Source organism: Actinoallomurus soli (assembly GCF_024055715.1).
Lineage (GTDB): Bacteria > Actinomycetota > Actinomycetes > Streptosporangiales > Streptosporangiaceae > Actinoallomurus > Actinoallomurus soli.
The window spans coordinates 15,607-40,161 of sequence record NZ_JAMXMV010000012.1 but is presented as its reverse complement, the minus strand read 5'-3'; the positions used below and the strand labels follow the sequence as shown (position 1 = coordinate 40,161).

At 72.8% G+C, this 24,555-nt stretch carries 25 protein-coding genes; 14 read left to right on the top strand and 11 right to left on the bottom strand.

Translation table 11 applies throughout. The annotated features are described in order from the left end of the window. Positions 1-115 precede the first annotated feature (115 nt). Both NDW01_RS26710 and NDW01_RS26705 read left to right on the top strand, forming a co-directional pair. On the top strand, positions 116-1,891 hold the full coding sequence (locus NDW01_RS26710) for a trypsin-like peptidase domain-containing protein (RefSeq protein ID WP_252825168.1): 1,776 nt from the start codon (positions 116-118) through the stop codon (positions 1,889-1,891). 106 nt (positions 1,892-1,997) lie between these two features. After that, positions 1,998-2,324 carry a sec-independent translocase gene (locus NDW01_RS26705; RefSeq protein WP_252777496.1) on the top strand — a complete coding sequence of 109 codons (327 nt, stop codon included), beginning with the start codon at positions 1,998-2,000 and terminating at the stop codon, positions 2,322-2,324. Between the two features lie 82 nt (positions 2,325-2,406). On the opposite strand, the gene NDW01_RS26700 is transcribed toward NDW01_RS26705, so the two are convergent. From NDW01_RS26700 to NDW01_RS26685, 4 genes are read right to left on the bottom strand one after another with little or no spacing between them, the layout of a single operon-like run. Continuing rightward, positions 2,407-3,276: a glycoside hydrolase family 16 protein gene (locus NDW01_RS26700; RefSeq protein WP_252825165.1), complete on the bottom strand. Its 870-nt coding sequence runs from the start codon at positions 3,274-3,276 to the stop codon at positions 2,407-2,409. Positions 3,277-3,334: 58 nt separating this feature from the next. Next, complete coding sequence (locus NDW01_RS26695; RefSeq protein ID WP_252825162.1) at positions 3,335-4,480, bottom strand: Mrp/NBP35 family ATP-binding protein; 1,146 nt, start codon at positions 4,478-4,480, stop codon at positions 3,335-3,337. Between the two features lie 12 nt (positions 4,481-4,492). Then, positions 4,493-5,062 (bottom strand): DUF1003 domain-containing protein, encoded by a 570-nt coding sequence (locus NDW01_RS26690; RefSeq protein ID WP_252825159.1) that lies wholly within the window; start codon positions 5,060-5,062, stop codon positions 4,493-4,495. After that, positions 5,059-6,432, bottom strand: coding sequence for a magnesium transporter MgtE N-terminal domain-containing protein (locus tag NDW01_RS26685; RefSeq protein ID WP_252825156.1), 1,374 nt, complete (start codon positions 6,430-6,432; stop codon positions 5,059-5,061). Before NDW01_RS26685 ends, NDW01_RS26690 begins: the two co-directional genes overlap by 4 nt. A gap of 105 nt (positions 6,433-6,537) precedes the next feature. On the opposite strand from NDW01_RS26685, the gene NDW01_RS26680 reads away from it, so the two are divergent. From NDW01_RS26680 to NDW01_RS26670, 3 genes are read left to right on the top strand one after another with little or no spacing between them, the layout of a single operon-like run. Then, positions 6,538-7,155 (top strand): RNA polymerase sigma factor, encoded by a 618-nt coding sequence (locus NDW01_RS26680; RefSeq protein WP_252825136.1) that lies wholly within the window; start codon positions 6,538-6,540, stop codon positions 7,153-7,155. Next, a complete protein-coding gene (locus NDW01_RS26675; RefSeq protein WP_252825134.1) occupies positions 7,155-8,138 on the top strand; it encodes a CU044_5270 family protein in 984 nt (327 codons plus the stop codon). Before NDW01_RS26680 ends, NDW01_RS26675 begins: the two co-directional genes overlap by 1 nt. A gap of 43 nt (positions 8,139-8,181) precedes the next feature. Continuing rightward, positions 8,182-9,435, top strand: coding sequence for a hypothetical protein (locus NDW01_RS26670; protein ID WP_252825132.1), 1,254 nt, complete (start codon positions 8,182-8,184; stop codon positions 9,433-9,435). A gap of 51 nt (positions 9,436-9,486) precedes the next feature. On the opposite strand, the gene NDW01_RS26665 is transcribed toward NDW01_RS26670, so the two are convergent. Continuing rightward, positions 9,487-9,999 (bottom strand): hypothetical protein, encoded by a 513-nt coding sequence (locus NDW01_RS26665; protein WP_252825129.1) that lies wholly within the window; start codon positions 9,997-9,999, stop codon positions 9,487-9,489. 78 nt (positions 10,000-10,077) lie between these two features. After that, positions 10,078-11,700 (bottom strand): alkaline phosphatase PhoX, encoded by a 1,623-nt coding sequence (locus tag NDW01_RS26660; protein WP_252825126.1) that lies wholly within the window; start codon positions 11,698-11,700, stop codon positions 10,078-10,080. Between the two features lie 260 nt (positions 11,701-11,960). On the opposite strand from NDW01_RS26660, the gene NDW01_RS26655 reads away from it, so the two are divergent. Genes NDW01_RS26655 through NDW01_RS26645 form a run of 3 tightly spaced genes read left to right on the top strand, consistent with a single transcriptional unit; the run spans position 11,961 to position 14,423 of the window. Continuing rightward, complete coding sequence (locus tag NDW01_RS26655; protein ID WP_252825124.1) at positions 11,961-12,899, top strand: HpcH/HpaI aldolase/citrate lyase family protein; 939 nt, start codon at positions 11,961-11,963, stop codon at positions 12,897-12,899. Between the two features lie 53 nt (positions 12,900-12,952). Next, the gene (locus tag NDW01_RS26650; protein ID WP_319949744.1) at positions 12,953-13,579 is read left to right on the top strand and encodes a DUF6758 family protein; all 627 of its coding nucleotides are present in this window, start codon (positions 12,953-12,955) and stop codon (positions 13,577-13,579) included. A 7-nt stretch (positions 13,580-13,586) separates the two neighbouring features. After that, the gene (locus NDW01_RS26645) at positions 13,587-14,423 is read left to right on the top strand and encodes a PHP domain-containing protein (RefSeq protein WP_252825122.1); all 837 of its coding nucleotides are present in this window, start codon (positions 13,587-13,589) and stop codon (positions 14,421-14,423) included. A 43-nt stretch (positions 14,424-14,466) separates the two neighbouring features. Here NDW01_RS26645 and NDW01_RS26640 read toward each other — a convergent pair whose 3' ends face one another. After that, positions 14,467-15,081: a LysE family translocator gene (locus tag NDW01_RS26640; protein WP_252825120.1), complete on the bottom strand. Its 615-nt coding sequence runs from the start codon at positions 15,079-15,081 to the stop codon at positions 14,467-14,469. 190 nt (positions 15,082-15,271) lie between these two features. On the opposite strand from NDW01_RS26640, the gene NDW01_RS26635 reads away from it, so the two are divergent. From NDW01_RS26635 to NDW01_RS26625, 3 genes are all read left to right on the top strand, one after another. Continuing rightward, positions 15,272-15,967: an MBL fold metallo-hydrolase gene (locus tag NDW01_RS26635; RefSeq protein ID WP_252777482.1), complete on the top strand. Its 696-nt coding sequence runs from the start codon at positions 15,272-15,274 to the stop codon at positions 15,965-15,967. A 4-nt stretch (positions 15,968-15,971) separates the two neighbouring features. Continuing rightward, a complete protein-coding gene (locus NDW01_RS26630) occupies positions 15,972-16,853 on the top strand; it encodes a RecB family exonuclease (RefSeq protein ID WP_252825115.1) in 882 nt (293 codons plus the stop codon). Positions 16,854-16,926: 73 nt separating this feature from the next. After that, positions 16,927-17,520, top strand: coding sequence for a DinB family protein (locus tag NDW01_RS26625; RefSeq protein ID WP_308211783.1), 594 nt, complete (start codon positions 16,927-16,929; stop codon positions 17,518-17,520). 53 nt (positions 17,521-17,573) lie between these two features. Here the strand turns inward: NDW01_RS26625 and NDW01_RS26620 are convergent, their stop codons facing one another. Further along, complete coding sequence (locus NDW01_RS26620) at positions 17,574-18,452, bottom strand: sigma-70 family RNA polymerase sigma factor (RefSeq protein WP_252825113.1); 879 nt, start codon at positions 18,450-18,452, stop codon at positions 17,574-17,576. An 82-nt stretch (positions 18,453-18,534) separates the two neighbouring features. On the opposite strand from NDW01_RS26620, the gene NDW01_RS26615 reads away from it, so the two are divergent. After that, the gene (locus tag NDW01_RS26615; RefSeq protein WP_252825110.1) at positions 18,535-18,984 is read left to right on the top strand and encodes a carboxymuconolactone decarboxylase family protein; all 450 of its coding nucleotides are present in this window, start codon (positions 18,535-18,537) and stop codon (positions 18,982-18,984) included. 19 nt (positions 18,985-19,003) lie between these two features. Here the strand turns inward: NDW01_RS26615 and NDW01_RS26610 are convergent, their stop codons facing one another. Further along, positions 19,004-19,900: an oxygenase MpaB family protein gene (locus tag NDW01_RS26610; RefSeq protein WP_252825108.1), complete on the bottom strand. Its 897-nt coding sequence runs from the start codon at positions 19,898-19,900 to the stop codon at positions 19,004-19,006. A gap of 71 nt (positions 19,901-19,971) precedes the next feature. Then, complete coding sequence (locus tag NDW01_RS26605; RefSeq protein WP_252825105.1) at positions 19,972-20,841, bottom strand: alpha/beta fold hydrolase; 870 nt, start codon at positions 20,839-20,841, stop codon at positions 19,972-19,974. Between the two features lie 91 nt (positions 20,842-20,932). Here NDW01_RS26605 and NDW01_RS26600 point away from each other — a divergent pair, with 91 nt between their 5' ends. Continuing rightward, positions 20,933-21,661: a glycerophosphodiester phosphodiesterase gene (locus NDW01_RS26600; protein WP_252825103.1), complete on the top strand. Its 729-nt coding sequence runs from the start codon at positions 20,933-20,935 to the stop codon at positions 21,659-21,661. Positions 21,662-21,725: 64 nt separating this feature from the next. On the opposite strand, the gene NDW01_RS26595 is transcribed toward NDW01_RS26600, so the two are convergent. Then, entirely contained in the window at positions 21,726-23,687 is a 1,962-nt protein-coding gene (locus NDW01_RS26595; RefSeq protein WP_406567763.1) for a DEAD/DEAH box helicase, read from the bottom strand. A gap of 220 nt (positions 23,688-23,907) precedes the next feature. Here NDW01_RS26595 and NDW01_RS26590 point away from each other — a divergent pair, with 220 nt between their 5' ends. Continuing rightward, entirely contained in the window at positions 23,908-24,552 is a 645-nt protein-coding gene (locus NDW01_RS26590; protein WP_252825101.1) for a ferritin-like fold-containing protein, read from the top strand. Positions 24,553-24,555: the final 3 nt, after the last annotated feature.

Genomic DNA, 24,555 nt, shown 5'->3' with positions numbered 1-24,555 from the left:
AACGCGATGGCCCGAATGGTTCAGTGGCACGGGTCGCTTATGCTCGCCACATGCCCTGCCCGGCAGTGTGGAGCGTTGAAGCAAAGTCCATGCGCGGTACGCGAGGAGCTTGGTGATGACGGATGACAGCCGCGCGCCCGGGGGATCTGCGCCGGACGACGGCCGTGTGCGCGGTCCGAACACCGGGGACGAGGACGGCACCCTGAGCCTGACCGACCAGCTGCTGGTGTCCGGTCCGCCCCGCTATGAGGGCATGGCGCCGCCGGATCCGGGAGCGTCCTCGGCGTACGGCGAGGACGGCCGTCCGTACGGCCCGGCCGGAGGCTCCGGTCAGGGCGGGCCGACGACGCCGCCCGAGCAGAACGGCCGTCCGGGCTTCGGCCAGGGTGGTCCGGGATACGCCGGTCAGGGCGGCTCGGCGGGCTTCGAGCAGGGTGGTCCGGGATACACCGGTCAGAACGGCTCTGCGGGCTACGAGCCGAGCCCTCCCGGATTCGCGGGCCAGGGGGGCTCCGCGGGCTTCGAGCAGGGCGGTCCGGGATACACCGGTCAGAACGGCTCCCCGGGTGCCGAGGAGGGTCGTCAGGCGTACGGCCAGGGGGCCCCGGCCTACGGGTACGGCGGCCGTCCGGGTGAGCAGGGCGCGCCCCGGCCGATCTTCACGCCGCACGACCAGCCGCCGCCGTCCTCCGTCCCGTACGCCTGGGGCACGCCGCCCGGCGGACCCGGCGGGACCACGCCGAACTGGGCGCCCGTGCCCCCGGTCCGGCCGAACGAACGCTCCGGGCCGGTCATGGGGGTGTTCGTCGCGGTCGCGGTGGCGGTCGCGCTCATCGCCGGCGCCCTGGGTGCGGGCATCGGCGTGGTCGCCACCCGTGACAGCGGTCCCAAGGCCGTCGACCTGGGCGGCGGGTCGTCCACCGGCGCCAAGAACCGCGCTCCGGGGTCCGTCGCCGGGATCGCCAGGCGCGTCGTGCCCAGCGTCGTGATGATCAAGGTGGCGAACGCCACCGAGGGCGGCGCGGGCACCGGCTTCATCGTCAACGGCGGGTACATCGTCACCAACAACCACGTGGTCGCGCCGGCCGCCCAGGGCGGCACGATGCAGGTGGTGTACAACGACGGAAAGACCACCTCGGCGAGCATCGTCGGCCGCGACCCCAACTCCGACATCGCCGTGATCAAGCCGGCCACGCTCGACGGCCGTCCGGCGCTCCTCCTCGGCGACTCCGACGGGATCGCCGTCGGCGACCCGGTGATCGCGATCGGCTCGCCGCTCGGCCTGGCCGGGACGGTCACCACCGGCATCGTCAGCGCGCTGAACCGCCCGGTCACCACGAGCGGCGAGAGCGGCGAGTCCGCCTACATCAGCGCCGTGCAGACCGACGCGGCCATCAACCCCGGCAACTCCGGCGGCCCGCTGGTCGACTCGCAGGGCCGCGTGATCGGGGTCAACTCCGCGATCGCCACGCTCGGCGGCCAGACCCTCGGCGGCGACAAGCAGCAGAGCGGCAGCATCGGCCTGGGCTTCGCGATCCCGAGCAATCAGGTCAAGCGGGTCGCCGAGCAGCTGATCAAGGGCGGCAAGGTCACCCACCCGATCATCGGCGCCTGCATGGACATGTCCTACCAGGGCAACGGCGCGCGGATCTCGACCAGCGGCTCGGCCACGCAGTGCAAGGGCGGCGCGATCACGCCGGGCGGCCCCGCGGAGAAGGCCGGGCTGAAGGCGGGCGACGTCATCACGTCCTTCGCCGGCAAGGCGATCGGCGGCGCCGACGAGCTGATCGTCGCCATCCGCAGCAAGTCGCCCGGCGACACGGTGCCGGTCGTCTTCACCCGTGGCGGGCAGAGCAGGACCGTTCAGCTGACCCTCGCCGCCGGGAACTGACAACCGGGGATCATCGGCCGGGAACCAGGGGAGACGCCGGTTCCCGGCCCGGTTAAGCTGGGGTCGGCGGCTCCGGTCAGAGTCGTGGCCACCGTATGGAGGACTCGTGTTCGGCGTAGGGTTCGGTGAGGGCGCGGTCCTCGTGGTCCTGGCCATCATCATCTTCGGACCGGACCAGTTGCCCAAGGTCGCGGCCCAGGCGGGGCGGGCCCTGCGGCAGTTGCGCACGATGGCCAACAGCGCCAAGCAGGACCTTCAGGAGGGGCTGGGCCCGGAGTTCGCCGACTTCGACCTCGCCGATCTGAACCCTCGCCGGTTCGTGACCAAGCACCTGCTGGACGACCTCGACGACCTCGACGTACGGGAGCCGGTGCGCGACGAGCCGTTCCTGCCGTACGGCGAGCGCCCGCCGTACGACCCCGAGGCCACCTGACCGACGGCGGCCACCGCTCCCAGGCGCCACCTGCCCGGGCCGTCACCGGCCAGGCCCGGCCGTCACCGGCCGCTCCGCGACGTCAGCGGGTGACTCCCGGCGCGCGGAAGACCCGGACCCAGTCGACCTCCATGGTCACCCGCTGCGGCGTGCTCGCCATCCGGTGGAATCCGTCCGCCGTCTCGTTGCGCAGGTTCAGGTGCATGTCCGCCCGCTTCGGGACGTACGGCCCCGCGTAGCTCCAGACGACCTCACCGTCCACCCGGAACGTCAGCTTCGCGGGCAGCCAGTCCACGGCCACGGTGTGCCAGCGCGTGAAGTCGACGTGGGCGATCCTGCTCAGCTGCCGGTCGTCCGCGCCGTGGTGGATGAACAGCCCGCCCGTACGCCGGGTGCCGTCGATGATCTCGGCGAAGTCGATCTCCGCCCACTCCGGCGCCCCGAGCCGCGTCGGCCACAGGAAGGCGGTCGCGGAGTACCCGCTGCCGCGGTCGGCCCGGATGCGGGCCTCCCAGCGGCCGTACGTCTGGGCCAGGCGTGAGACGACCCCCGCGGACTCGTCCCGCCCGTCGTACAGCCCGCCGACGAGCCGCAGGCGCCCGTTCGCGACGTGGACACCGGCGGGCGAGCCGGGGTGCGAGGGGGCGTCCGGCGCGTCGTAGACCTGCCACTTGCGCGGGTCCAGCCGGTCGCCGCCGAAGTCGTCGTACAGGACGGGGCGGCCCCACCGGCCGTACGCGCGGGCCGACGGGGTGGCGCTCGGCCGCGTCGGCCGCAGCTCGTCGGACGAGCCCGGCGTCGGGGTGGCGGAGGCCGTGCCGTCACCGGCCGCCGGACCCGACCGTGTCACGGCGGGCGGCGCGGCGACCGGCCCGCGCCCGCCGCCGGTCGAGCACCCGGCGGCCGCGACCGCTAAGGCCAGAACGGCCGCACGAGCGGAACGAAGTGCCATGGGCACACGAAACCACGCTCGTACGGCCGGTCAAGCGAAGACGCGGACTAAGAATCGGTCACGCGCGGTTCGGGCTCAGCCCAAGCTGCCGGCCGCGCAGGCTCTTCGCCCGCCCCGAGAGCCGGTCGGCGATGGCGCGCAGCTCCTTGGCCGCCGGGGCGTCCGGGTCGTCGAGCACGATCGGCACGCCGGCGTCGCCGCCCTCCCGCAGGCGCACGTCGATCGGGACCTGCCCGAGCAGCGGCACGGACGTGCCGAGCGTCCGGGTCAGCGCGTCGGCGACGGTCTGCCCGCCGCCGGAGCCGAACACGTCGACCGCCTCGCCGCAGTGCGGGCAGGGCAGGTAGGACATGTTCTCGATCACGCCCGCGACGGTCTGGTGGGTCTGCGCGGAGATCGCGCCCGCGCGCTCGGCGACCTCGGCGGCGGCCTGCTGCGGCGTCGTCACGACGAGGATCTCCGCCGAGGGCAGCAGCTGGGCCACCGAGATGGCGATGTCACCGGTACCGGGCGGCAGGTCCATCAACAGGACGTCCAGGTCGCCCCAGTAGACGTCGGCGAGGAACTGCTGCAGCGCGCGGTGCAGCATCGGGCCGCGCCAGACGACCGGCGCGTTGCCCTCGGTGAACATGCCGATCGAGATGACCTTCACGCCATGGGAGTTCGGCGGCATGATCATCTGCTCGACCTGGGTGGGCCGGCCGGTCACCCCGAGCATGCGGGGCACGGAGTGCCCGTAGATGTCGGCGTCGACGACGCCCACCTTGCGGCCCTGCGCGGCCATGGCGGCCGCGAGGTTCACCGTCACGGAGGACTTGCCGACACCGCCCTTGCCGCTCGCCACGGCGTACACGCGGGTCAGGGAGTTGGGCTTGGCGAAGGGGATCTCCTTCGGAGCCTGCCCACCGCGCAGCTTCGTCTGGAGGGCCGAACGCTGTTCCTCGCTCATGACGTCGAGGTCGACCCGTACGCCGGTGACGCCGGGGATCTTGGAGACGGCGGCGGTGACGTCGCGCGTGATCGTGTCGCGGAGCGGGCAGCCGGCGACCGTGAGGTACACGCCGACCGTCACGGAGCCGTCGGCGGCCACGTCGACGCCCTTGATCATGTCGAGCTCGGTGATGGGACGGCGGATCTCCGGGTCGTTCACCGTCGCGAGCGCCGCGGTCACCTGCTCGATCGTGGGGGAGGCCATGCCCCCCATGTTATTTACCGGTCAGTCGGCGGGCGAACCCAGCTCGCCGGGACCGGACGACCGGTGGTCGCGCCAGTCCGGCTCGGGGCGGCGCCCGTCGAGCTCCTTGAGCAGGTGCGCCAGCTCGTCGCGGATCCAGTCGCGGGTGGCGACCTCGTTCATCGCCATGCGCAGGCTCGCGATCTCCCGGGTGAGGTACTCGGTGTCGGAGACGCTCCGCTCGTTGCGGGCGCGGTCCTGCTCGTACTGCACGCGGTCGCGGTCGTCCTGCCGGTTCTGGGCGAGCAGGATCAGCGGCGCGGCGTACGACGCCTGCAGCGACAGGATCAGGGTCAGGAAGATGAACGGGTACGGGTCCCAGCGCAGGAACGCCGGGGCGAAGGTGTTCCAGCCGAGCCAGACCGTGATGAACGCCGTCATGTAGACGAGGAACCGCGCCGTTCCGAGGAACCGCGCGATCCGCTCGGAGAACTGGCCGAACGCCTCCGGGTCGTAGTACAGCCGCGGCGAGATCGTACGCCGGTACTCCCGTGGCTGGTCGAGCCGCCCGAACCGCTGCTCGTCACGGCTCCGGCCGAGGGCGGTGCTCATGGCCGCCTCCCGTCACCCGATGCCTCCGCGCCGCGCAGGGCCCGTTCGTCTCCGCCGGCGCGGCGCAGGGACTCCTCCTCTTCGTCGGCCTCCTCCACCGGCGGGTCCATGACGCTCTCCCGCCAGTCGTCGGGCAGCAGGTGGTCGAGGACGTCGTCGACGGTGACCGTGCCGAGCAGGTGCCCGCCCTCGTCGACGATCGGGACGGAGACGAGGTTGTACGTCGCCAGGTAGCTCGCGACCGCCTCCAGCGAGCGCGACGGCCGCAGGGGGTCCAGCTCGGTGTCGCAGATGGCGCTGACCAGCGTCGGCGGAGGCTCGCGGAGCAGCCGCTGGAAGTGGACGGTGCCGAGGTAGCGGCCCGTGGGCGTGGCGGTCGGCGGGCGGCAGACGTACACCTGCGCGGCCAGCGCCGGGTTGAGGTCGGCGTTGCGGATCAGGGCGAGGGCCTCCGCGACGGTCGCGTCGGGGGAGACGATCACCGGGTCGGTGGTCATCATGCCGCCCGCGCTGTTGTCGGCGTAGGTCAGCAGCCGGCGTACCGGGGCGGCCTCCTCCGGCTGCATCAGCGCGAGCAGCTGCTCGCGCTGCTCCGCCGGCAGCTCGCCGAGCAGGTCGGCCGCGTCGTCGGGGCCCATCTCCTCCAGCACGTCGGCGGCCCGGTCCACGCCCAGCTCGCCGAGGATCTCCACCTGGTCGTCCTCGGGCAGCTCCTCCAGGACGTCGGCGAGCCGGCGGTCGTCGAGCGCGGCGGCGACCTCGGCGCGCCGCTTCGCGGACAGCTCGTGCACGACGTTCGCCAGGTCGGGGGCGCGCATCTGCTCGAACGCGGCGATGAGGTTCGCGGCGCCCTGCTTCTCCTCGATCATCGTCAGGCCGCTGACCTGGTCCCAGTCGGTGACGAACGTCTCACCGCGCCGTCGCCGCAGGCCCAGCCGCGGGCCCCGGCCGGCCGGCTGGTCGACGCGGCGCACGGCCACCTTCATGATCAGCCAGTCCCGGGTCCGGGTCTGCTCCATGCCCAGGTCCAGGACGATCGCCTTCTCGCCGGTCTCCGTGAGCTCGACGGTCCGGTCGAGCAGCTCGCCGATCGCCAGGGTCTCGGACTCGCGTTTCTCGAAGCGGCGCATGTTGATGCGGCCGTCGAAGATCACCGCGCCGGCGTCGATGTTGGTCACCCGCGTGATCGGCAGGAAGACGAGACGATGCGGCGGAACCTCCACCACGAGGCCGAGCACGCGCGGTGGCCGTGGCGGCGGGCGGAGCGCGACGACGACGTCCCGCGCCCGGCCGATCTGGTCCCCGGCGGGGTCGAACACCGCGATTCCCGCCAGGCGCGCGATGAAGACGCGCGACGGCGTTCCGGTCATGGTTGGAAGGCTATCCATACGCGCCCTGTCTCCAGGTAAAGGCCGATCTATTCCCGGGGAGCCGGGAGATGAAGCGCGCAGGTCGGAGGGGTCCGCCGCCCCCTGATGAAGAAGATCACGGCAGCGGGCGAGTACCAGATGACCGCACTCTTCGAAGGAAGCCGATGCCTGGTGAAACAGCAGACCGTTGCTCTCGATCGGGACGACCCCGAGTGGTTCACCGTCCTGTACGACCGGTACGCCGAGGACGTCCACCGGTACATCGCCGGGCGCCTGGGGCGGGAGCACGCCGACGACCTGACCGCCGAGGTGTTCCTGGTCGCGTTCCGCAAGAGGTCGTCGTTCGACCCGGCCCGCGGTTCCCTCAAGCCCTGGCTGTTCGGGATCGCGACCAAGATCGTGTCTCGGCATCGACGGAGTGAGGGCCGCCGGCTGAAGGCGCTGGCCCGGATGAACGCCGAGCAGGCGACCGACGGCCATGAGGACCGTGTCACCGCCCGGGTGGCGGCCCAGCGGGCCGGGCCGCGACTGGTGAACGCCATCAGGGAACTGTCCCCGGCCGACCGGGACGTGCTGTTCCTGACCGCGTTGGGCGGACTCGGCTACCAGGAGGTCGCCGAGGCCCTCGGCATCCCCACCGGGACCGTCGGCTCCCGCCTCAACCGGGCCAGGCGAGAACTGCGCCGGGTCCTCGGCGATGTGAACCCCGCGAAGGAGAACTGATGGAGGAGATCGAGATCGTGAAGCAGATGTTCGCCGAGCCCCGGCCCGAGCCGTCGGTGATCGCCGCCGGCCGCGAACGGGTCGCCCGCGGGACGCGCCGCCGTACGCGGCGGGCCGCGCCGTTCTGGGCCGCCGGCGTCGCCCTGGGCGCGGCGGCGGCCACCGTCGCCGTGGTGACCGTGGGGAGCGGCGGATCGGGCGACCCGGCCGCGCGGCCGTCGATCCGCCTGAGCGCCGCGCAGGAGGTGCTCTCCCAGGCCGCGCGCAGCGCGGAGCGAGAGCCGGCGCTGACCCCCCGGCCGGGCCAGTGGGTCTACTACCGGTTCGCCGGCTACGACCCCAAGCGGAAGGACCCGGTCTATCGCGGCGAGGGCTGGCAACGGCTCGACGGTCGGCAGGACGCGAGCCGGATCGGGGGACGGATCGTCGTCAGCGGCCCGACGACCTCCGAACCGCCGCTCTCCACGCCGTTGGGCGCGTGGCGCCGGCTCGCCGGGCTGCCGACCGAGCCCCGGAAGATGCTGGCCGCGCTGCGCGATCAGCCGGACCTGGCCCCGGACGGCGCCGCCTCGGCCGACGAGCGGGCGTTCGCGGGCGCCGCCGAACTGCTGTGGGACTCCCCGCTGGGAGCGCCCCCGAAGGTGCAGTCCGCTCTGTACCGGGCGCTGGCCACACTGCCCGGCGTCCGCGTCGACAGGGCCCCGGACGCCGTCGGGGAGCCCGCGGTCGGGCTCTCCCTGCCTCACACGGAGGAGATCCTCTTCGATCCGCGGACCTATCGGTACCTGGGCGGGCGGACGCTGAGCGACGGCGTCCAGATGAAGCGCCCGCAACCGCCGGCGGGACTGTCCGCGGCCAAGCGCAGGGCCTGGGACGCGTGGGCCGGTGATCCGGCGAACTACCGCGTTCCGCCGGCCGGAGCCCTGGTGAGCTCACGGCTCCGCCCTGTCGTGAAGCTCGTCGACCGGCCGGGAAGCCGGTAGCGGGTCGCGAGCACAGACCGACCACCTGGAGAGAGGAATCCGCATGTCCATTCGACGGAACGCCGTGGGCGTCATGGCGATCGTGGCGGCCGCGCTGACGGCGGTCGTACCGGTCGCGTCGGGCGACCCGCTGAGAGACGCCACGGCGGCCGAGGCCGCGTCCCCGGCGGCCGAGGCGACGACCGCACCGCAATGGCGGCTCGACGACGTACCGGTCCAGGGCCGGGCCAACCTGGTCGGTGTCACGGCGGTGAACCGTGACGACGCGTGGGCCGTGGGTTTCACCGTCACCGGCAAGGCGGCCCCCGCCGAGGCGACGAAGCCGTCCGCCGTCACCGGCCGGACGCGGGCCGTCCTTCAGACGGACCACTGCGATGACCACGGTCTTCCTTCGCTGGCCCTGCACTGGGACGGCGCGGGATGGAGCCAGGCGCCGGTCCCCGACCTGGGTCGCCTCACCTCGGTCAGCGCGTCGGGGCCGGCGAACGTGTGGGCGACGGGGGACTGCGGCGTGCTGCACTGGGACGGCCGGACCTGGGCACCGACGTCGCCCGTCGCGATCCCCGGCACGGACGGCTCCTCCTTCACCGGCATCAAGGCCGTCGGCGCGGACGACGTCTGGCTGTCCGGATCGGCGTGGGACGGCACGACGGGGAATACTCACGGCTTCGTCCAGCACTGGGACGGCTCACGGTGGCGGCTCGTCCCGCTTCCCCCGCTCGGCGACGAGTACGACATCGGTGGCCTCGACGCGCGTGGATCCCAGGACGTCTGGGTCGCGGGCACGGACTCCACCGGCTACGAGACCCACGCCGAGCGGCTCCTGCTCCTGCACTGGAACGGCCATGGCTGGAAACGGTTCGCCGAGCCCGCGAACACCATGTGGCGCAAGCACGTGGTCCGTGTCCGTGCGGTCGCCGGCGACGACGTGTGGCTCGCCGTCGTAGGCCAGCGCGTCCCGGACGGGAACGACATCCGCCGTCCGCTGGTCCTGCACTGGAACGGCGCCGCGTGGGCCGACACCCACGCGCCGGAGGAACGCGGCGACCTGTTCGACATCGCGGCCGACGGTCGTACGGTCCTGGCGGCCGGCGACACCTGGTCGCCGCTGGACACCGAGTACGAGGCCTATGCGCGGCGCTGGACCGGCGACGGCTGGACGCCCGCGCCGCTCCCCGTGCCGGGCCGGGCGTCCATCACGGCGCTGTCGCCCATTCCGGGCGGCGGGATGTGGGCGGTGGGCGCGACCGGCGATGAGGACACCATGCGGCCGTTCATCGCCCGCTCCGGGTACTGACGTTCCACCGGCCCGGCCCCGCGAATCGCCGGACCCGCCCTGGAGACGCCGTCAGCGGTCGGAGGGGCGGCGGCGGCCGCCGACCATGAACGGCGGCCTGCCCACGGAGGTCGCGGGGCTGGGCACCGGGCGTACGGCGGCGTAGTCGGCGGGCATCTCCCCGGGCGCCTCGGTGACCTCGCCGGTCGGCGTCAGCCGCATGACGTACGCCTCGTTCGCCCAGCGCTCGGTCTGCGCCTCGCCGTCCGGGGCGTTCAGGCGCTCCTTCGCCAGCAGCGGGACCACCGCCTCCCACTCCTCCGAGTGCGGCTTGGCCTCGCTGACCGCGGCGACCCAGGAGACGATGCGGCCGCCCTTGTCCTTGCTGCGGACGGTGACGGTGACGCGCTCGGCCTCCGGCAGCCCCGGCAGCGGCTGCTCGATGCCGCCGGTCACGACGTACGCCGCCCCGTCGTGCCAGAGGTGCCAGGCGGCGCGAGGCTGGGCGAGGTCGGGCAGGGCGAGCCAGATCAGCCCCGACCGCCGGGTGGCCTCTTCGACGAGCGCGGTGGTTGGATCGGTCATGAACCCCACGATTTCATGGCGGACGTGCCGCGCGGGACCCGCCGCCGGCGGGCCCCGCGCCCCTGGGACCGCCGCGGATCAGTCCTGAGTGATCTCCCAGGTGGTGTTGTCGCCGTGCTGCTGGGTCCAGAAGATCCGCCAGTCGCCGTGGAACGGCCGGGGCCTCTTCTCTCCGAGGAGCCCGGCGACGGTCGGGTCGCCGTCGGAGACGTGGATCCCGGTGATCTCGTTGTCGCCGTCGTTCTGGAAGCCGTTGCCCAGGGCCGACCAGGCCGAGTCGATCGTCGCCGACGGGTCGCGGCCCTCCGCCAGGAACCGTACGGGCTGCCTGCCCTTCGCGTAGTCGGCGTTCAGGTCGAAGAGGTACGCCGAGTCGAACGCCCCGCGCTGGGAGTGCAACGTGTCACCGGCGTCCTCGACCGCCGCCACGTGGTCCCGGTCGACGAACGCGATGTTGTCCAGGCCGGTGTGCTCCTGGTCGCCGTTGTAGAAGATCGTCAGCTTGCCCTGGTCGGCGGCCGGGTCGGTCTGGGTGAGCCGATAGATCTCGCCCCAGCCGCCGTACGCGCCGTTGGCCTTGCTCGTCGCGTTCGTGTCACCGGTCTCGGTGAAGAAGAACTCGCGGAAGTCGGCGCCCGGGCGGAACACGCCGTTCTCCGGCCGCTTGAACGGTGTCGCCTTCGCCGCCTTGGCCAGGGCGTTCGCGTCGAACGGCGTGCTCGAGGCGTCTCCCTGGTGGAGCGTCACCCAGCGCGTCTCGAAGACGGTCCCGTACGTGTGCAGGTCCTTGGTGTCGTCGGAGAAGACCGCGCCGGTCGGATGCGTCGCGTCCATGGGCGTGAAGCCGATCGGCTGCCCGGTGCGCCGGGAGATCACCTGGAGGGCCTGCAGCGTGCCGCCCTTGGTCAGGTCGCCCTTGTCCTTGGGCACGAAGCGGTAGACGAAGCTGTTGGGCAGCCGGGCGGAGGTCCCCGAGGGGACCGCGCCGCCGGCGTCCTCGACGATCCACAGGTTCCCCGCCGAGTCGGCCTGGATGCCCTCGTACGCGCCCCGCCCGAGGACGTTGGAGATGTCCTGGACCTTGGCGCCGACGTCGGGGTCGCTCTGCCAGACGCCGCCGTTCGCGCTGTCCTCGGCGGTCAGCAGCAGCTTCTTGGCGAACGGGTTCCACGTCGACCCGTCGAAGGCGGGCAGCTCCGCGCCGTCGGTGGTCTTCGTGGCCAGCAGCGTCACGCGGTGCGCGGCGTCCGCGTCCAGGTTGATCCGGGTGATGTAGCCGGGGCCGTGCTCGTGGCCCTGGAACAGGAAGTGCGTGCCGTAGTCGTACTTCGGGTCGGCGCCGTGCAGGCCGCGGAGCCGCAGGTAGGTGTTCTTGTCAGGTTCGGACTTGGTGGCCTCCACGTTGTGGCCGGAGGACTGCGTGGCGCCGGGCTGCGGCAGCAGCGGGCCGTCCGCGTGATAGCCGTAGTACGCCGCGTCCCCGGCGGGGTTCTCCAGCCGGTTCGAGCCCTGCGCCACGGCGCGCTCCGCCAGTCCCGGCGAGAGCGCGTTCGGCGCCGTGACCCCGGTCCCCTTGGTGATGGCGGGCACCGACCCCCAGCGGTCCACGCCCCCCGAGGCGTCCGCCGCGCCCGCACCGAGCGCCACGAGGGCGCTGAGGACCGCCCCGGTCGTGACCACGCGCCTTGCGTTGTGCTTCATCGTCCTTCTCCATCCCGCTCCCCGGAAGGTGGGGGCGGGATGGAGAAAACCCGTGACCGGCGTCAACGCCGTGGCGGCAGGGTGTCCTACCGGTGAAACCGGTGGGCCCCCCGCCTTTCTGACGGCCCGCGAGAGGTCTGGTAAGGCGCTCTCCGGCGCGGTGGCGGAGCGCGCCGCCGCGGAGCCGGGCCGGGCGAGCGGGAACGGGGTGAGCCCCCGGGCCGGCGAGCGGCGGGCCGATAACATCCGGGAGCATGCCCATGCGCGCCCGACGGAGCACCCTCGCCGTACCCGCCAGCAATCCGCGGTTCATCGAGAAGGCGCGGGGGCTGCCGGTCGATGAGTTCTTCCTCGACCTGGAGGACGCCGTCGCGCCGTCGGCCAAGGCGGAGGCCCGCGCGAACGCCGTGGCCGCGCTCCGCGACGGCGGCTGGGAGGACAAGGTCCGCGTCGTCCGGATCAACGACGCGACGACCGGGTTCGCCTACCGCGACGTGGTCGAGGTGGTGGAGGGCGCGGGGGCGGACCTCGACTGCCTGATGCTGCCGAAGGTCACCGCGCCCGGCGACGTCGTCTGGCTGGACGTGCTGCTGACCCAGATCGAGCGCGCGACCGGCCTGCCGGTCGGCCGGATCGGGATCGAGGCGCAGATCGAGGACGCGCGGGGGCTCACCCGCATCGACGAGATCGCCGCCGCGTCCCCCCGCCTGGAGGCGCTGATCTTCGGGCCGGGCGACCTCATGGCCTCGCTCAACATGAAGACGCTGGTCGTTGGCGAGCAGCCGCCCGGCTACACCGAGGGCGACGCGTACCACCACGTCCTGATGCGCATCCTCATCGCCGCCCGGGCGCGTGACCTGCAGGCCATCGACGGGCCGTACTTCAACGTCCGTGACGTGGATGCCTTCACGCGGGCCGCGCGGCGCAGCGCCGCGCTCGGTTTCGACGGCAAGTGGGTGCTGCATCCCGCCCAGGTCGAGGCCTGCAACGAGGTGTTCTCCCCGTCCCAGGACGACTACGACCACGCCGAACTGATCCTCGACGCGTACGATCACGCGACCCGGGTCCAGGGGCGGGGTGCGGCGATGCTCGGCGACGAGATGATCGACGAGGCGTCCCGGAAGATGGCCCTGGTGATCGCGGCCAAGGGCAGGGCCGCGGGCCTGCGGCGTACGAAGGAGTTCAAGCCTCCCGAATAGTCTTTTTAGGACATCCGGAACCGTGACCGGCCCCTCTCGGAGCGGGAGCGTGAATGAGCATGAAGGCCGCGCCCATCTGCCCGCGGTGCCGCGGGCCGGTGACCCCGCCGAACGCCTGGTCCAGCGCCTGGACCTGCGCGGTGCATGGCGAGGTCTGCCCCATGCGCCCGCCCCGGCGGCCCTGCCCGGAGGGACTCCAGGTCGTCCGCGACCAGGCCCGGGTCCCGGTCTGGGTCCTGTGGCCCCTGCCGCTCGGCTGGCTCGTCACCGGCTTCGCCGACGTCGGCGACGACCGCAGCGGAGGCCGGGCCGTCGCGGTCGCGCTGTCCGGCCCGTCGCCGGTCGGCGGCCCCGCCGACCTCGTCCTCGTCGCCGAGGAGCCCGGCATCGGCCTCGGGGCGTCGTACGCCGGGCTGCCCGGCCCCGACCCCGGACACGGATTCGGGACCTCGACGCCCGCCGCCAAGGTGCACATCGACGGGCATCCCCTGCCGCTGTGGGCCGTGCCCGGCGCCGACACGGCGGCGTTCGCCGGCGAGGCGCTCGGCAACTGGCTGTGGGCCGTCCTCTGGCCCGCCCCGGCCGGCGCGCTGATGCTGGAGGATCTGCGCCTCAGCGACCTGCGCGAGGTCGACCTCGACCTGCCGTACGGGGCGGCGTCCCCCCGGCTGGGTGCATGATCGGACCGTGCGCATCGACCTGCACTCCCACAGCTCCGCCTCGGACGGCACCCAGCCGCCTGCGGACGTCGTCCGCCGCGCCCACGCCGCGGGGGTCGACGTCCTGGCCCTCACCGACCACGACACCGTCGCCGGCCACCCCGAGGCCGTACGCGCGCTGCCGCCCGGCATGACCCTCATTCGCGGCATGGAGCTGTCCTGCCGCCTCGGCGGGCGCAGCCTCCACCTGCTGGCCTATCTGTTCGACCCGGACGAGCCCGAGCTGGCGGCCGAGCGCCGGCGCATCCGCGACGACCGCGCCCACCGGGCGCGCGGCATGGTCGAGCGCCTCGGCCGGCTCGGCACGCCCGTCACCTGGGAGATGGTCCGGCGGATCACCGGGAACTCGGTCCCCGGCCGGCCGCACATCGCCCGCGCCATGGTCGAGGCCGGCGTGGTGCCGAGCGTGGAGGAGGCGTTCACGCAGGAGTGGATCGGCACGGGCGGCCGCGCGTACGTCGACCGCTACGCCCTGGACGCCGTCGTCGCGGTGCGGATGGTCCGCGCGGCCGGCGGCGTGCCCGTGCTGGCGCACCCCCGCGCGGCCCGGGGCGGCTTTGTGTTCACCGACGAGGAGATCGCGCTGCTCGCCCGCGCCGGCCTCGCCGGCGTCGAGGCCGACCACCCGGACCACCCCGCGGCGGACCGCGCCCGCCTGCGCGGGCTGGCGGCGGACCTGGGCCTGTTCACGACCGGCGCGAGCGACGACCACGGTGCCCTCACCGGCCACCGCCTCGGCGCCGAGACCACGACTCCGGAGGCCTACGAGGCGCTTTTGTCCCAGGCCACCGGCGCAGAAGCCTGATCACTGGCGGTCGCTGCGCATAGGGGGCAGTGGACGTCGGGGATCAGCACGCGGAGCGGATCAGCATCAACCCCGCCAGGGCCACGAAGACGACGCCGGACAGGGCGGTGAAGGCGCCCTGTCCGCGGTGGCCGATGCGGCGGCCCGAGCGGGCCACCGCCAGGGCGATGACCGCCTCCAGGCCGGACGCCACCACGAACCAGGTCACGGTGAAGGCCACCAGGCCGGCCGGGCCGGCGAGGTGCTCGGCGCGGAGCATGGCGGGCGTGCCGGTGGCCAGCCAGAAGGTCCACGTCAGCGGGTTGGCGAGGTTCCCGACCACGCCCTTCCAGAACGCCCATCCCTCAGCGGCCGGGACCGTCTCCGCGCGCCACAGGCGTATGGCGTCCCGTACGGCGCCGACGGCCAGCCAGAGGAAGAACACCGCGCCGGCCAGTCCCACCCAGAACGCCGCCCGGGCGACGGCCGCGATGACCCAGGCGAACGCCAGTGCGGGCAGGAGGAGTGCGATGTCGGCGGTCGCGGAGCCGAGGATCACGCGGAACGCGGCGCCGAAGCCGCGCATGGCGGCCTCGTTCAGGATGGTGACGAAGATGGGGCCCACGGACAGGGCCGCGCCGACGCCGAGCAGCACACCGAGCCAGATCACCTCGCCCATCGGCGGTCCTCGCCTGAATCGTGCACTGATCGGCTCCTTCGTGACGGATGTCCGATGCGGAGGTTAGAGGGGCCCTGTTTCACGCGTGTTTCGCCGGGCTGATCCCGTCGGGCGTGGTCCGGCGGCGCCCCCGCGTACGGATCGGGCCGCGCGCTGCGCGTCCGGGGTGGGAAGTCGGTAAGGTTCCGGTGTGGACGCGCGTATCGACAAAGTGGTGACGTCGGGCAAGGTCACGGTCGACGACACCGAATACGACATCGAGAGCAACACCTACATCGTCGGGGACGACGACGCGGTGATCGTGATCGACCCCGCCAACGACCCCGAGGCGATCCTCAAGGAGATCGGGGAGCGCGAGGTGATGGCCGTCATCTGCACCGACGGCCGCGATCACCATCTCGGCGCGGTCCTGGAGATCGCCGAGGCCGACGAGGACGACCCGGCGCCGATCGGGCTGCACTCGCGGGACCGTCTCCTGTGGCGTCAGTACTTCCGCGCCCTCGCCAAGCGGGACGAGGACTCGGAGTTCATGAAGGACCTCACGCCGGACATCGACATCGAGGACGGCGGCGTCTTCGAGATCGGCGGCGCGCAGCTGGAGGTCATGCACACGCCCGGGCACACGCCCGGCAGCATCTGCCTCTACAGCGAGCAGCTCGGCGTGCTGTTCTCCGGCGACACCCTGCACAAGGGGCGGCCGGGCCTGGTCGGGGAGGAGTACCACGACCTGCAGGACCAGCTGAACTCCATCGGGTCGCTGCTCGGCCCGCTGCCCAAGGACACGCGGGTGCTGCCCGGCCAGGGCGAGGAGACCACGGTCGGCGACGAGGACGCCCAGTGGGAGAGCTGGTTCGCGCTCGCGCAGGAGCCGAGCACCGAGGACTGACGCGATGGCGGCCGAGCAGCTCGGATTCGAGGGGATGCCGAGGCGGCTCTACCCGTGCACGCCCTCACGGCTGAACACCTGGCTGGACTGTCCGCGCCGCTACCGGATGACCTACCTCGACCGGCCGAAGCCGGAGAAGGGTCCGCCGTGGGCGCACAACAGCGTCGGGGCCAGCGTCCACAACGCCCTGGCCGGCTGGTGGCGGCTGCCCATCGAGGAGCGCACCGCCGAGGCCGCCGGTCGGCTGCTCGACGCGGGCTGGCTGACCGACGGCTTCCGTGACGACGCCCAGTCCGCCGAGTGGCGCCATCGTGCCCGGGAGATGGTCCTGCGCTACACCGCCGGGCTCGACCCGGAGGACGAGCCGGTCGGCGTCGAGCGCACGGTCTCGATGAAGACCCACCTGATCACCGTCCAGGGGCGGGTCGACCGGCTGGACCGGCGCGGCGACGAGCTGGTGGTCGTCGACTACAAGACCGGCCGCCGGCCGCTCACCTCCGACGACGCCCGCGCGTCCCTGGCCCTCGCGCTGTACGCCGCCGCGGCCCATCGGATGATGCGGACCCGGTGCCGCCTCGTCGAGCTCCATCACCTGCCGACCGGGGAGGTCGCGGTCTGGGAGCACACCGACGACTCCCTCGACCGTCACCTTCGCCGTGCCGAGCAGATCGCCGAGGAGTGCGGCGAGGCGGACGAGTGGTACCGCGCCCACGCGCGTCCGGTGGACGCCCAGGTCCTGCCGCCGGAGCGCCGCCACGCGCTCTTCGACGAGCGGTTCCCGCCGGCGCCCGGCGCGCTCTGCGCCTGGTGCGACTACGCGCGACACTGCCCGGAGGGCCGCGCCGCCGCCCCCGCCCGCGACCCCTGGTCCGCTCTCGCGGACTGACGGTCGGCCGCGGGCCGCGAACCGCCCGGGAAAGAAGTGGTGGGCGCGGCGCCGACCCGGAATGCTCGGGCACATGACGAACTCCGCGGAACCACCTGTCGACGACACGGAGGACCGGCCCGTCCGTCGCTTCGGGTGGTCGGACATGTTCCTCCACCCGGACGAGGATCCCCGGACGGACGGCTCGTTCGATGGGGAGCGTGCCACGCTCATCGGCTACCTGCGCGACCAGCGCCTCACCCTCGAGCTGAAGTGCGCCGATCTCGACGCCGCCGCCCTGGCCCGCCGCGCGGTGCCGCCCTCGAACCTGTCACTGCTCGGCCTGGTGCGCCACCTGGCGGACGTCGAGCGAGGGTGGTTCCGGCGGGTGATGGCCGGGCAGGACGCGCCGCCGCACTATCGCTCCGAGGCGGACCGCGACGGCGCCTTCAACGGCGCGGTCGCGGACCCGAAGGTCGTCGCGGAGGCGTGGCGCACCTGGCGCGACGAGGTGGCCTTCGCCGAGCGGTTCGTGGAGGAGGCACCCGACCTCGGCGTCGCCGGCACCACGCGCAACGGGACGATCGCCCTGCGCGAGCTTCTGGTGCACATGATCGAGGAGTACGCCCGGCACAACGGCCACGCCGACCTCCTGCGCGAGCGCGTCGACGGCCGCGTCGGCCAGTAGCCGCCCGGCGGTGGCAGGCCGCCGCTGCCGGGCCGGCGGCCGGGCCCGGCGGCTCATTCCGGATCCGGGAGGTCCATCGACGCGAGCCGGGCCGGGTCGGTCACGATCCTGATGCCGGCGATCCGGCCGCCGACGACGGTGAAGGCGATGGCCGCCAGCGGGACGCCGTCCTCGCGCCACGCCACGACCCCGGGAAGGCCGCCCACGAGCACCGCCTGCCCTCCCGCGGCCGCGCCGGCGGACCGCCGCGCGCCGGCGGCGACCTCCGTGGCGCCGAGGACGACGACCTCGCCGTCGGGCGTCTCGGCGGTCAGCCTCACGCCGGGGTCGAGGAGGCGCAGCAGCCCGTCGAAGTCGCCGTCGCGGGCCGCCGCGAGGAACGCCTGGACCACCTCTCGCTGCTCGCGCCCGACGACCGTCGGCCGCTCGGTCGCCCGTACCTTCCGCCGGGCGCGGCTGGCGAGCATCTTGGCGGCGTCGCCGGATCTGCCGAGGATCCGGCCGATCTCGTCGAACGGCACCGCGAACAGGTCGTGCAGGACGAACGCCAGCCGTTCGCTCGGTCCCAGCGAGTCGAGGACGACGAGGAGCGCGAGCCCGACCGAGTCGGTGAGCGCCACGTCGTCCTCCGGCACGGGGCCGCCGTCGACCGTCCTCGCGAGCTCGGGCAGCCGATCGTCGTAGGAGGCCTCGGGACGCGCCTGACGCGACCGCAGGACGTCGAGGCTGATCCGGCCGACCACCGTGGTCAGCCAGCCGGTGAGGTTGTGGATGGTCGCCGTGTCCTGGCGAGAGAGCCGCAGCCAGGCCTCCTGGACCGCGTCCTCGGCGTCGGCGTGCGATCCGAGCATGCGGTACGCGACCGCGCGCAGCCGGTCGCGCTGGGCCTCGAACGCCTCGGCGACCGGATCCGTCGGGCTGGTGTCGGGCATGTCGTTACCTTCCTCGGATCTGCTCCGTCATCGGAATGACGGGCCCGGACGGGCCCAGGTAACCGATGAAGGAGCAGGACCGATGGAAGCACGCATGAAGAGCCGGTCGAACCCCGACGTGAACACCGCGATCCAGCACCTCTACAAGGCCGTCCACGCCGGTGGCGTCGACCCGCTCCTGCTGTCCCTGGTCCACCTGCGGGCCAGCCAGATCAACGGCTGCAGCCCGTGTGTGTACGGCGCGGTCGAAGCGGCGAAGAAGCAGGGGGAGAGCGAGGAGCGGCTGCACGGCGTGGCGGCGTGGCGCGAGACGCCCTTCTTCACCGAGGAGGAGCGGGCGGCGCTCGCGCTGGCCGAGGCCGCCACCCGGCTCCAGGACGGCGCGCCGGGAGTGACCGACGAGATCTGGGACGCCGCCGCCGCCCACTTCGATGAGCGGCGGCTGTCCGCGATCATCATGGAGGTCGCGCTGACCAACTTCTTCAACCGGATCAACCGGACGATCCGGGAGCAGGCCGGCAAGACCTGGTAGTGGTCGGCGGCGCGGAGACTCAGGCGGCGGCCTGCGGCCAGCGGCGGGGGTCGCGCAGGCCCTGCAGGCCCCTGCCGAGGTCGTAGCCCTCGGCCGCGAGCCGCTGCCGGGCCCCCTCGAGCATGTCCTTGGTCGCCTGCTGGAACGTCAGGTCGTGGACCTTCTCCGGAAGAGCGTTCGCCGCCAGGCGGAACGACCGGAGCGCCGCGGTCACGGCCGGCCCCGGCATCTCGGGCAGGATCCCGTACATCCGCCGGGCCCAGCGCGGCAGGGAGTAGTAGCACAGCGCGCCGAACGGCACGTACATCGGCTTGCCGGCCGACAGCCACCGCATCTCCTCGGGCAGCCTCGGCCACAGCAGGAACCGTACGGTCGAGCGGGCCTCCGGCGTGACCTTCAGCCGCGGGCGCATCTCCGCGAAGAAGGCAGCCATCTCCGCCAGGCTGCCCGGGACGTCCTCCTCGTGCAGGCCGACATAGGTGGCGCTGCGGCGCTGCTCGGCGAGGTAGCGGTCGGCCTGCCGGTCGGTGAGCCGCAGGCCGGAGCGGCGCGCGACCTCCAGGTAGGAGGAGACCTCCGCGCAGTGCACCCACAGCAGCAGTTCGGGGTCGTCGACGCGGTGGACGCGCCCGGTGTCCGGGTCCTTGATCCGCAATGCCCGGTGGATGTCCCTGACCCGGCGGCCGATGCGGTCGGCCTCTTCGGGCGTCCCCCAGGTCACCACGCCGACGAAGTCGGCCGTGCGCTGCAGCCGGCCGATCGGGTCCTCCTGGAAGTTGGAGTTCTGCCAGACGCCGCGCATGGCGAGCGGGTGCAGCGCCTGCAACATGAGACCGCGGACCCCGCCGACCCACATCGACCGGTCGATGTGGACCTGCCAGGTCACGCTCTGGGGAGGCTGGACGGTCGCTTCCATGCCGTCATGGTAAGTGTTCGATTACATGAGACGCCAGGTGTTTCCTGTCTCACGCCGGAGGCGGATAGGGGTCAGGCGCGCTCGGCGTCGTTCCAGAAGGAGGTCAGCGCGCTCGCGGTCGTCTCGGGAGCCTCGACGGCGGGGGAGTGGGCCGCGCCGGGGATGACGACCTTGCGGGCGCCCAGCCGCTCGGCCATGGCGGCCTGCTCGCGGGGCTCCCAGCCGTCGTCGTTCTCGCCGTACAGGACGAGCACCGGCAGGCCGGCGTCCTCGGTCACCTTGGCCAGGTCGTCGACCCGGTCGGGGCTGGAGAGGACCTCGTGGGCCATGGCCATCAGGCCGGCGGGGGAGTTCATGAACATCCGCCGGCGCAGGAACGACACGATCTCCGGAGCGACCCCCTTGGTGATCACCTCGGGCTCGATCCGGGTCGACCACAGGTGCTCCAGGCCCACCTTGGGCAGTGCCGCGAGCAGGACGCGGCCCTCGACCTCGCGCGACCCGCCGATCGCCGCCGGCCCCGAGCTCATCAGCGTGTACGACGCCAGCAGTGCGGGATCGCTCATCACCGCCTCGCGCGTCACGAGCCCGCCGAAGGAGTGCCCGACGAGGTGCACCTGGTCGTCGAAGTACTCCAGGACGGCGGCGATGTCCGCGCCGAGCGCGGCGCAAGTGTAGGCCGCCGGGTCGTCCGGGCCGGGAGTCTCGTGCTGACCGCGCATGTCGAGCGCGACGACGCGGCGTCCGCCGCCCGCGAGCGTCTGCAGGACCGCGATGAAGTCCTCTTTGCTGCCCGTGAAGCCGGGCACCAGCAGCGCCGGTCCGCGCTCGCAGACGCCGGAGCCCGGAAGTGCCTCGAGAACGGCGAATGTGCCGCGCGAGGTGTGGATCTCCGTGCGGCGAACGCCGGGAGGCAGGCTGAGGAACCGGGGCGTACTCACTGGCAGGAGCTTACTTGCACATGCCAATATCGACACCATCGTAGCGAGTTGGCCGGTGATTCGCTGGGGATCCCGAAGGTACTCTCAAGGCATGACGGCTGCCGTCTCCGCCCACAAGGGCGGATCCGAGGTCGCCCGGGCCGCCACCTGGGAGGCGTACGAAAGCGCGTTGACGACGGGCGCGGAGTACGTCGAGTTCGACATCCGCCGCACCCGCGACGGAGAGTTCGTCGTCTTCCACGATCCACGCGTCCGGAACCACCCCGTGGCGGGGCTGACCTATGACGAACTGTGCGCCGGGGCCGGTTTCCGCGTGCCGTGCGTCCGCGACGTCATGTCACTGATCGCGGGCCGCATGAAGGGACACCTGGACCTCAAGGAGATCGGCGACGAGGCTGAGATCATCACTCTCGCCCTCGACATCCTCGGGCCGGACGGTTTCGTCGCGACCACGCTGGAGGACTCCTCGATCGCCCGGATCAAACGGGAGTTCCCTCAGGTGACCGCGGCCCTTTCGCTGGGCCGCAGCCTTCGCGAGGTCTCCTGGCTGATGAAGGCGCCGACCCGAATCCAGGAGCTGTACCCGCTGCGCCGCATGCGCGAGTGCGGGGCCGACTGGCTCGCCGTCCACCGCAGGCTGGCGCGGGCCACCGTGCTGCGCATGTGCGGCCGGCTGGGGATCCCGGCCATGGTCTGGACCGTCAACGACGAGCCGAGGATGCGACGGTTCCTCGGCGACGAGCGGGTGACCGTCCTGATCACCGACCGGCCGCGCTACGCCCTGCGCCTGCGCCAGGCGGGCCTGTCCACCGCCGGATGAGAGCCCGCCGCGGGGCATGAATAAGGGGCGTGACCGTGACCACGCCCCTTCTCCTCGCCGTCCGTCAGACGGACTCGCGCGCTCCGCCGGTCCGCGTGCGGCGCTTCTTCCGCGCCGCCGGACGCACCGGCTCGACGTACTCCGGCGTCTCGTCCGTCACGTCGATCGGCGGCGGCAGGAACTGCACCATCGGGATGCCCGCCGGGCTGATCACCACGGGAGCCGTGACCGGCTCGGGCCGCGGCTCCGACCGTGGCGCGGGCGCCTCGGGCACCGAGTCGTCCGCGTCGAACGCCGCCGGAACCTCGTCGGCCCTGCCGGCCTCCACCGTCTCCACGGCGTCGGCGCTCGTGTCGGCCGCCGTCGTCTCCTGCGGCTCGGTGGCGCGCCGGCGCGTACGGCGTGCGGGCCTGGTGGTCTCCTGCGTGGCCGCGGGGACCTCCTGCGGCTCCGCGGGGACCTCGGGCGCCTCGGGCGCCTCGGCCGTCACGTCGGCGGGGACCGGCTCCGGCTCGGCCGGATGCGTCACCGGCTCCACCGGACGGCGGGTGTGCCGCCGGGCCGTCTCCTCCGCTGCGGCCGCGTCGCCGTCGTGGCCCAACGGCTGGCCGCCGCGCGTGCGCTGCCGCGAGCGGCTGCGCTGCCGTGCCGGTGGGCGGCGGGGCTCCTCCTGGCGGCCGTGCGACCGGGTGCGCCCGGTCTCACCGATGTCCTCGACCTCTTCGGCCTCCAGGCCGGCCCGGTCCCGCTGGGCCTTCGGCAGGATGCCGGTGACGTCGGACGGGATGTCGAGCATCTCGTAGAGGTGCTCGGAGGTGGAGTAGGTCTCGGCCGGCTCGGCGAAGTCCAGGCCGAGCGCGCTGTTGATCAGCTTCCAGCGCTGCAGGTCCGACCAGTCGACGAGCGTGACCGCGATGCCCTCCTTGCCCGCGCGGCCGGTACGGCCGATGCGGTGCACGTAGGTCTCGGCGGCGTCCGGGCACTCGTAGTTGACGACGTGCGTGACGTCGTCGACGTCGAGGCCGCGCGCCGCCACGTCCGTGGCGACGAGCACATCGATCTTGCCGGACCGGAAGGCGCGCAGGGCGCGCTCGCGCTGCCCCTGCCCGAGGTCCCCGTGCACGGCGGCGGCGGCGAAGCCGCGCCGGGTGAGGTCCTCGGCGACGCGGTCACAGGCGCGCTTGGTCTGGCAGAACACCATCGTCAGGCCACGGCCGCGCGCCTGCAGGACCCGGGAGAGCAGCTCCGGCTTGTCCATCTGGTGCGCCTGGAAGACGTGCTGCGTGACCTGCGGGGTGGTCTCGGACTCCTCGTGCGACTCGGCCCGTACGTTCGTCGGCCGGGTGAGGTACTTGCGCGACAGCGCGACGATCTCGCCGGGCATGGTGGCCGAGAACAGCATCGTCTGGCGCCGCTCGGGCACCTTGGCGACGAGACGCTCGATGTCGGGCAGGAAGCCGAGGTCGAGCATGCGGTCGGCCTCGTCCAGGACGAGCACCGAGACCTGGGACAGGTCGAGGTACTTCTGCTTGACGAGGTCGAGCAGCCGGCCGGGCGTGCCGACGACCACCTCGACGCCGTTCTTCAGGGCGTCGATCTGCGGCTCGTACGCGCGGCCGCCGTACACCGACAGGACCCGGCTGCCGAGCTTGCCGCCGGCCGTGGTCAGGTCGTCGGTGACCTGGACGGCCAGTTCGCGCGTCGGAACGATGACCAGGGCCTGCGGCTTCTTTCCGCCGTGCTCGATGCGCTGCAGCAGCGGGATGCCGAAGGCCAGGGTCTTGCCGGTGCCCGTGCGCGCCTGGCCGATGATGTCGTGCCCGCCGAGTCCGATGGGGATCGCGAGCAGCTGGATCGGGAACGGTTCGATGATGCCCTCGGTTTGGAGGGCATCTGCTATTTCGGGGACAACCCCGAGCTCATGGAACGTCGTCAGGGCCTTCAGCCTCCAGTGTGCGGGTCCGCTCAACGCCGCGTGCGCACCGTGACCGGTGGCGCGGCGAGCCGTCTCGCGGTTGCGCCTCATGCGCCGTCTCCGGCAGGGCTCCACGGCACCCGCCGGTCGTCGCATTCGGTCGCGCCTTCGCGCGGGAGGGACCAGCCGACAAATTCTTCCTAGGGTGTGACCGGGTTGGGGTCGCGCTGTGCAGCGACCGGTCACAGTTCGCCACGCAGTGTAGCGGGCGGGAGCGGAATTCAAAAGCCCCCGCTGTCCTTGCCAACGCCTCAGCGTACGATTTCATTTCATGTCTTCGGCCGTATCCCCCTCTCCCGCCCGGCCGCGTGCTCTCTACGGACTGCTGGCGTGCGTGCGGCTGACCGCGTTCGAGGAGCGTGCGGCGGACGCGCGCCGGGCGGCTTCCTATGAGGACAAGGTCGTGCTCGCCGGCCTGGCGACCGGGGCGTTCGGTCAGTTCGAGCGGCTGCGTGACCGGCTGATCGAGGCCGGTGCGGACCCGTACGAGGCGATGCGGCCGTACCAGGACGCGATCAGCGCGTTCCACGAGCGCGCGCGGCCCGGCGACGCCATGGAGGCGCTGACCAAGGTGTACGTCGCCGACTCCATCCTGGCCGATCTCTACCGCGAGGCCGTCGAGAAGGCCGACCCCGGCACGCGTGCGGTGGTCCACGAGTCGTTGGCCGATTCCGGCCACGCGGAGATCCTCACCGAACGGCTGCGCGCGGCCGCGGAGAACGACACCCGACTGGCGTCCCGGCTCGGACTGTGGGCCCGGCGCCTGGTGGGCGAGGCACTCAGCCAGGCCCACGCGCTCGCCGAGGAGAACCCCGAGGTGGGGGCGCTGTTCGGCGACGAGGGCGTGGCGGCGATGTTCGGCCGGATCGTCGATCGGCACCAGGCGCGGATGCGGGCCGTCGTCCTGCGCGACTGACGT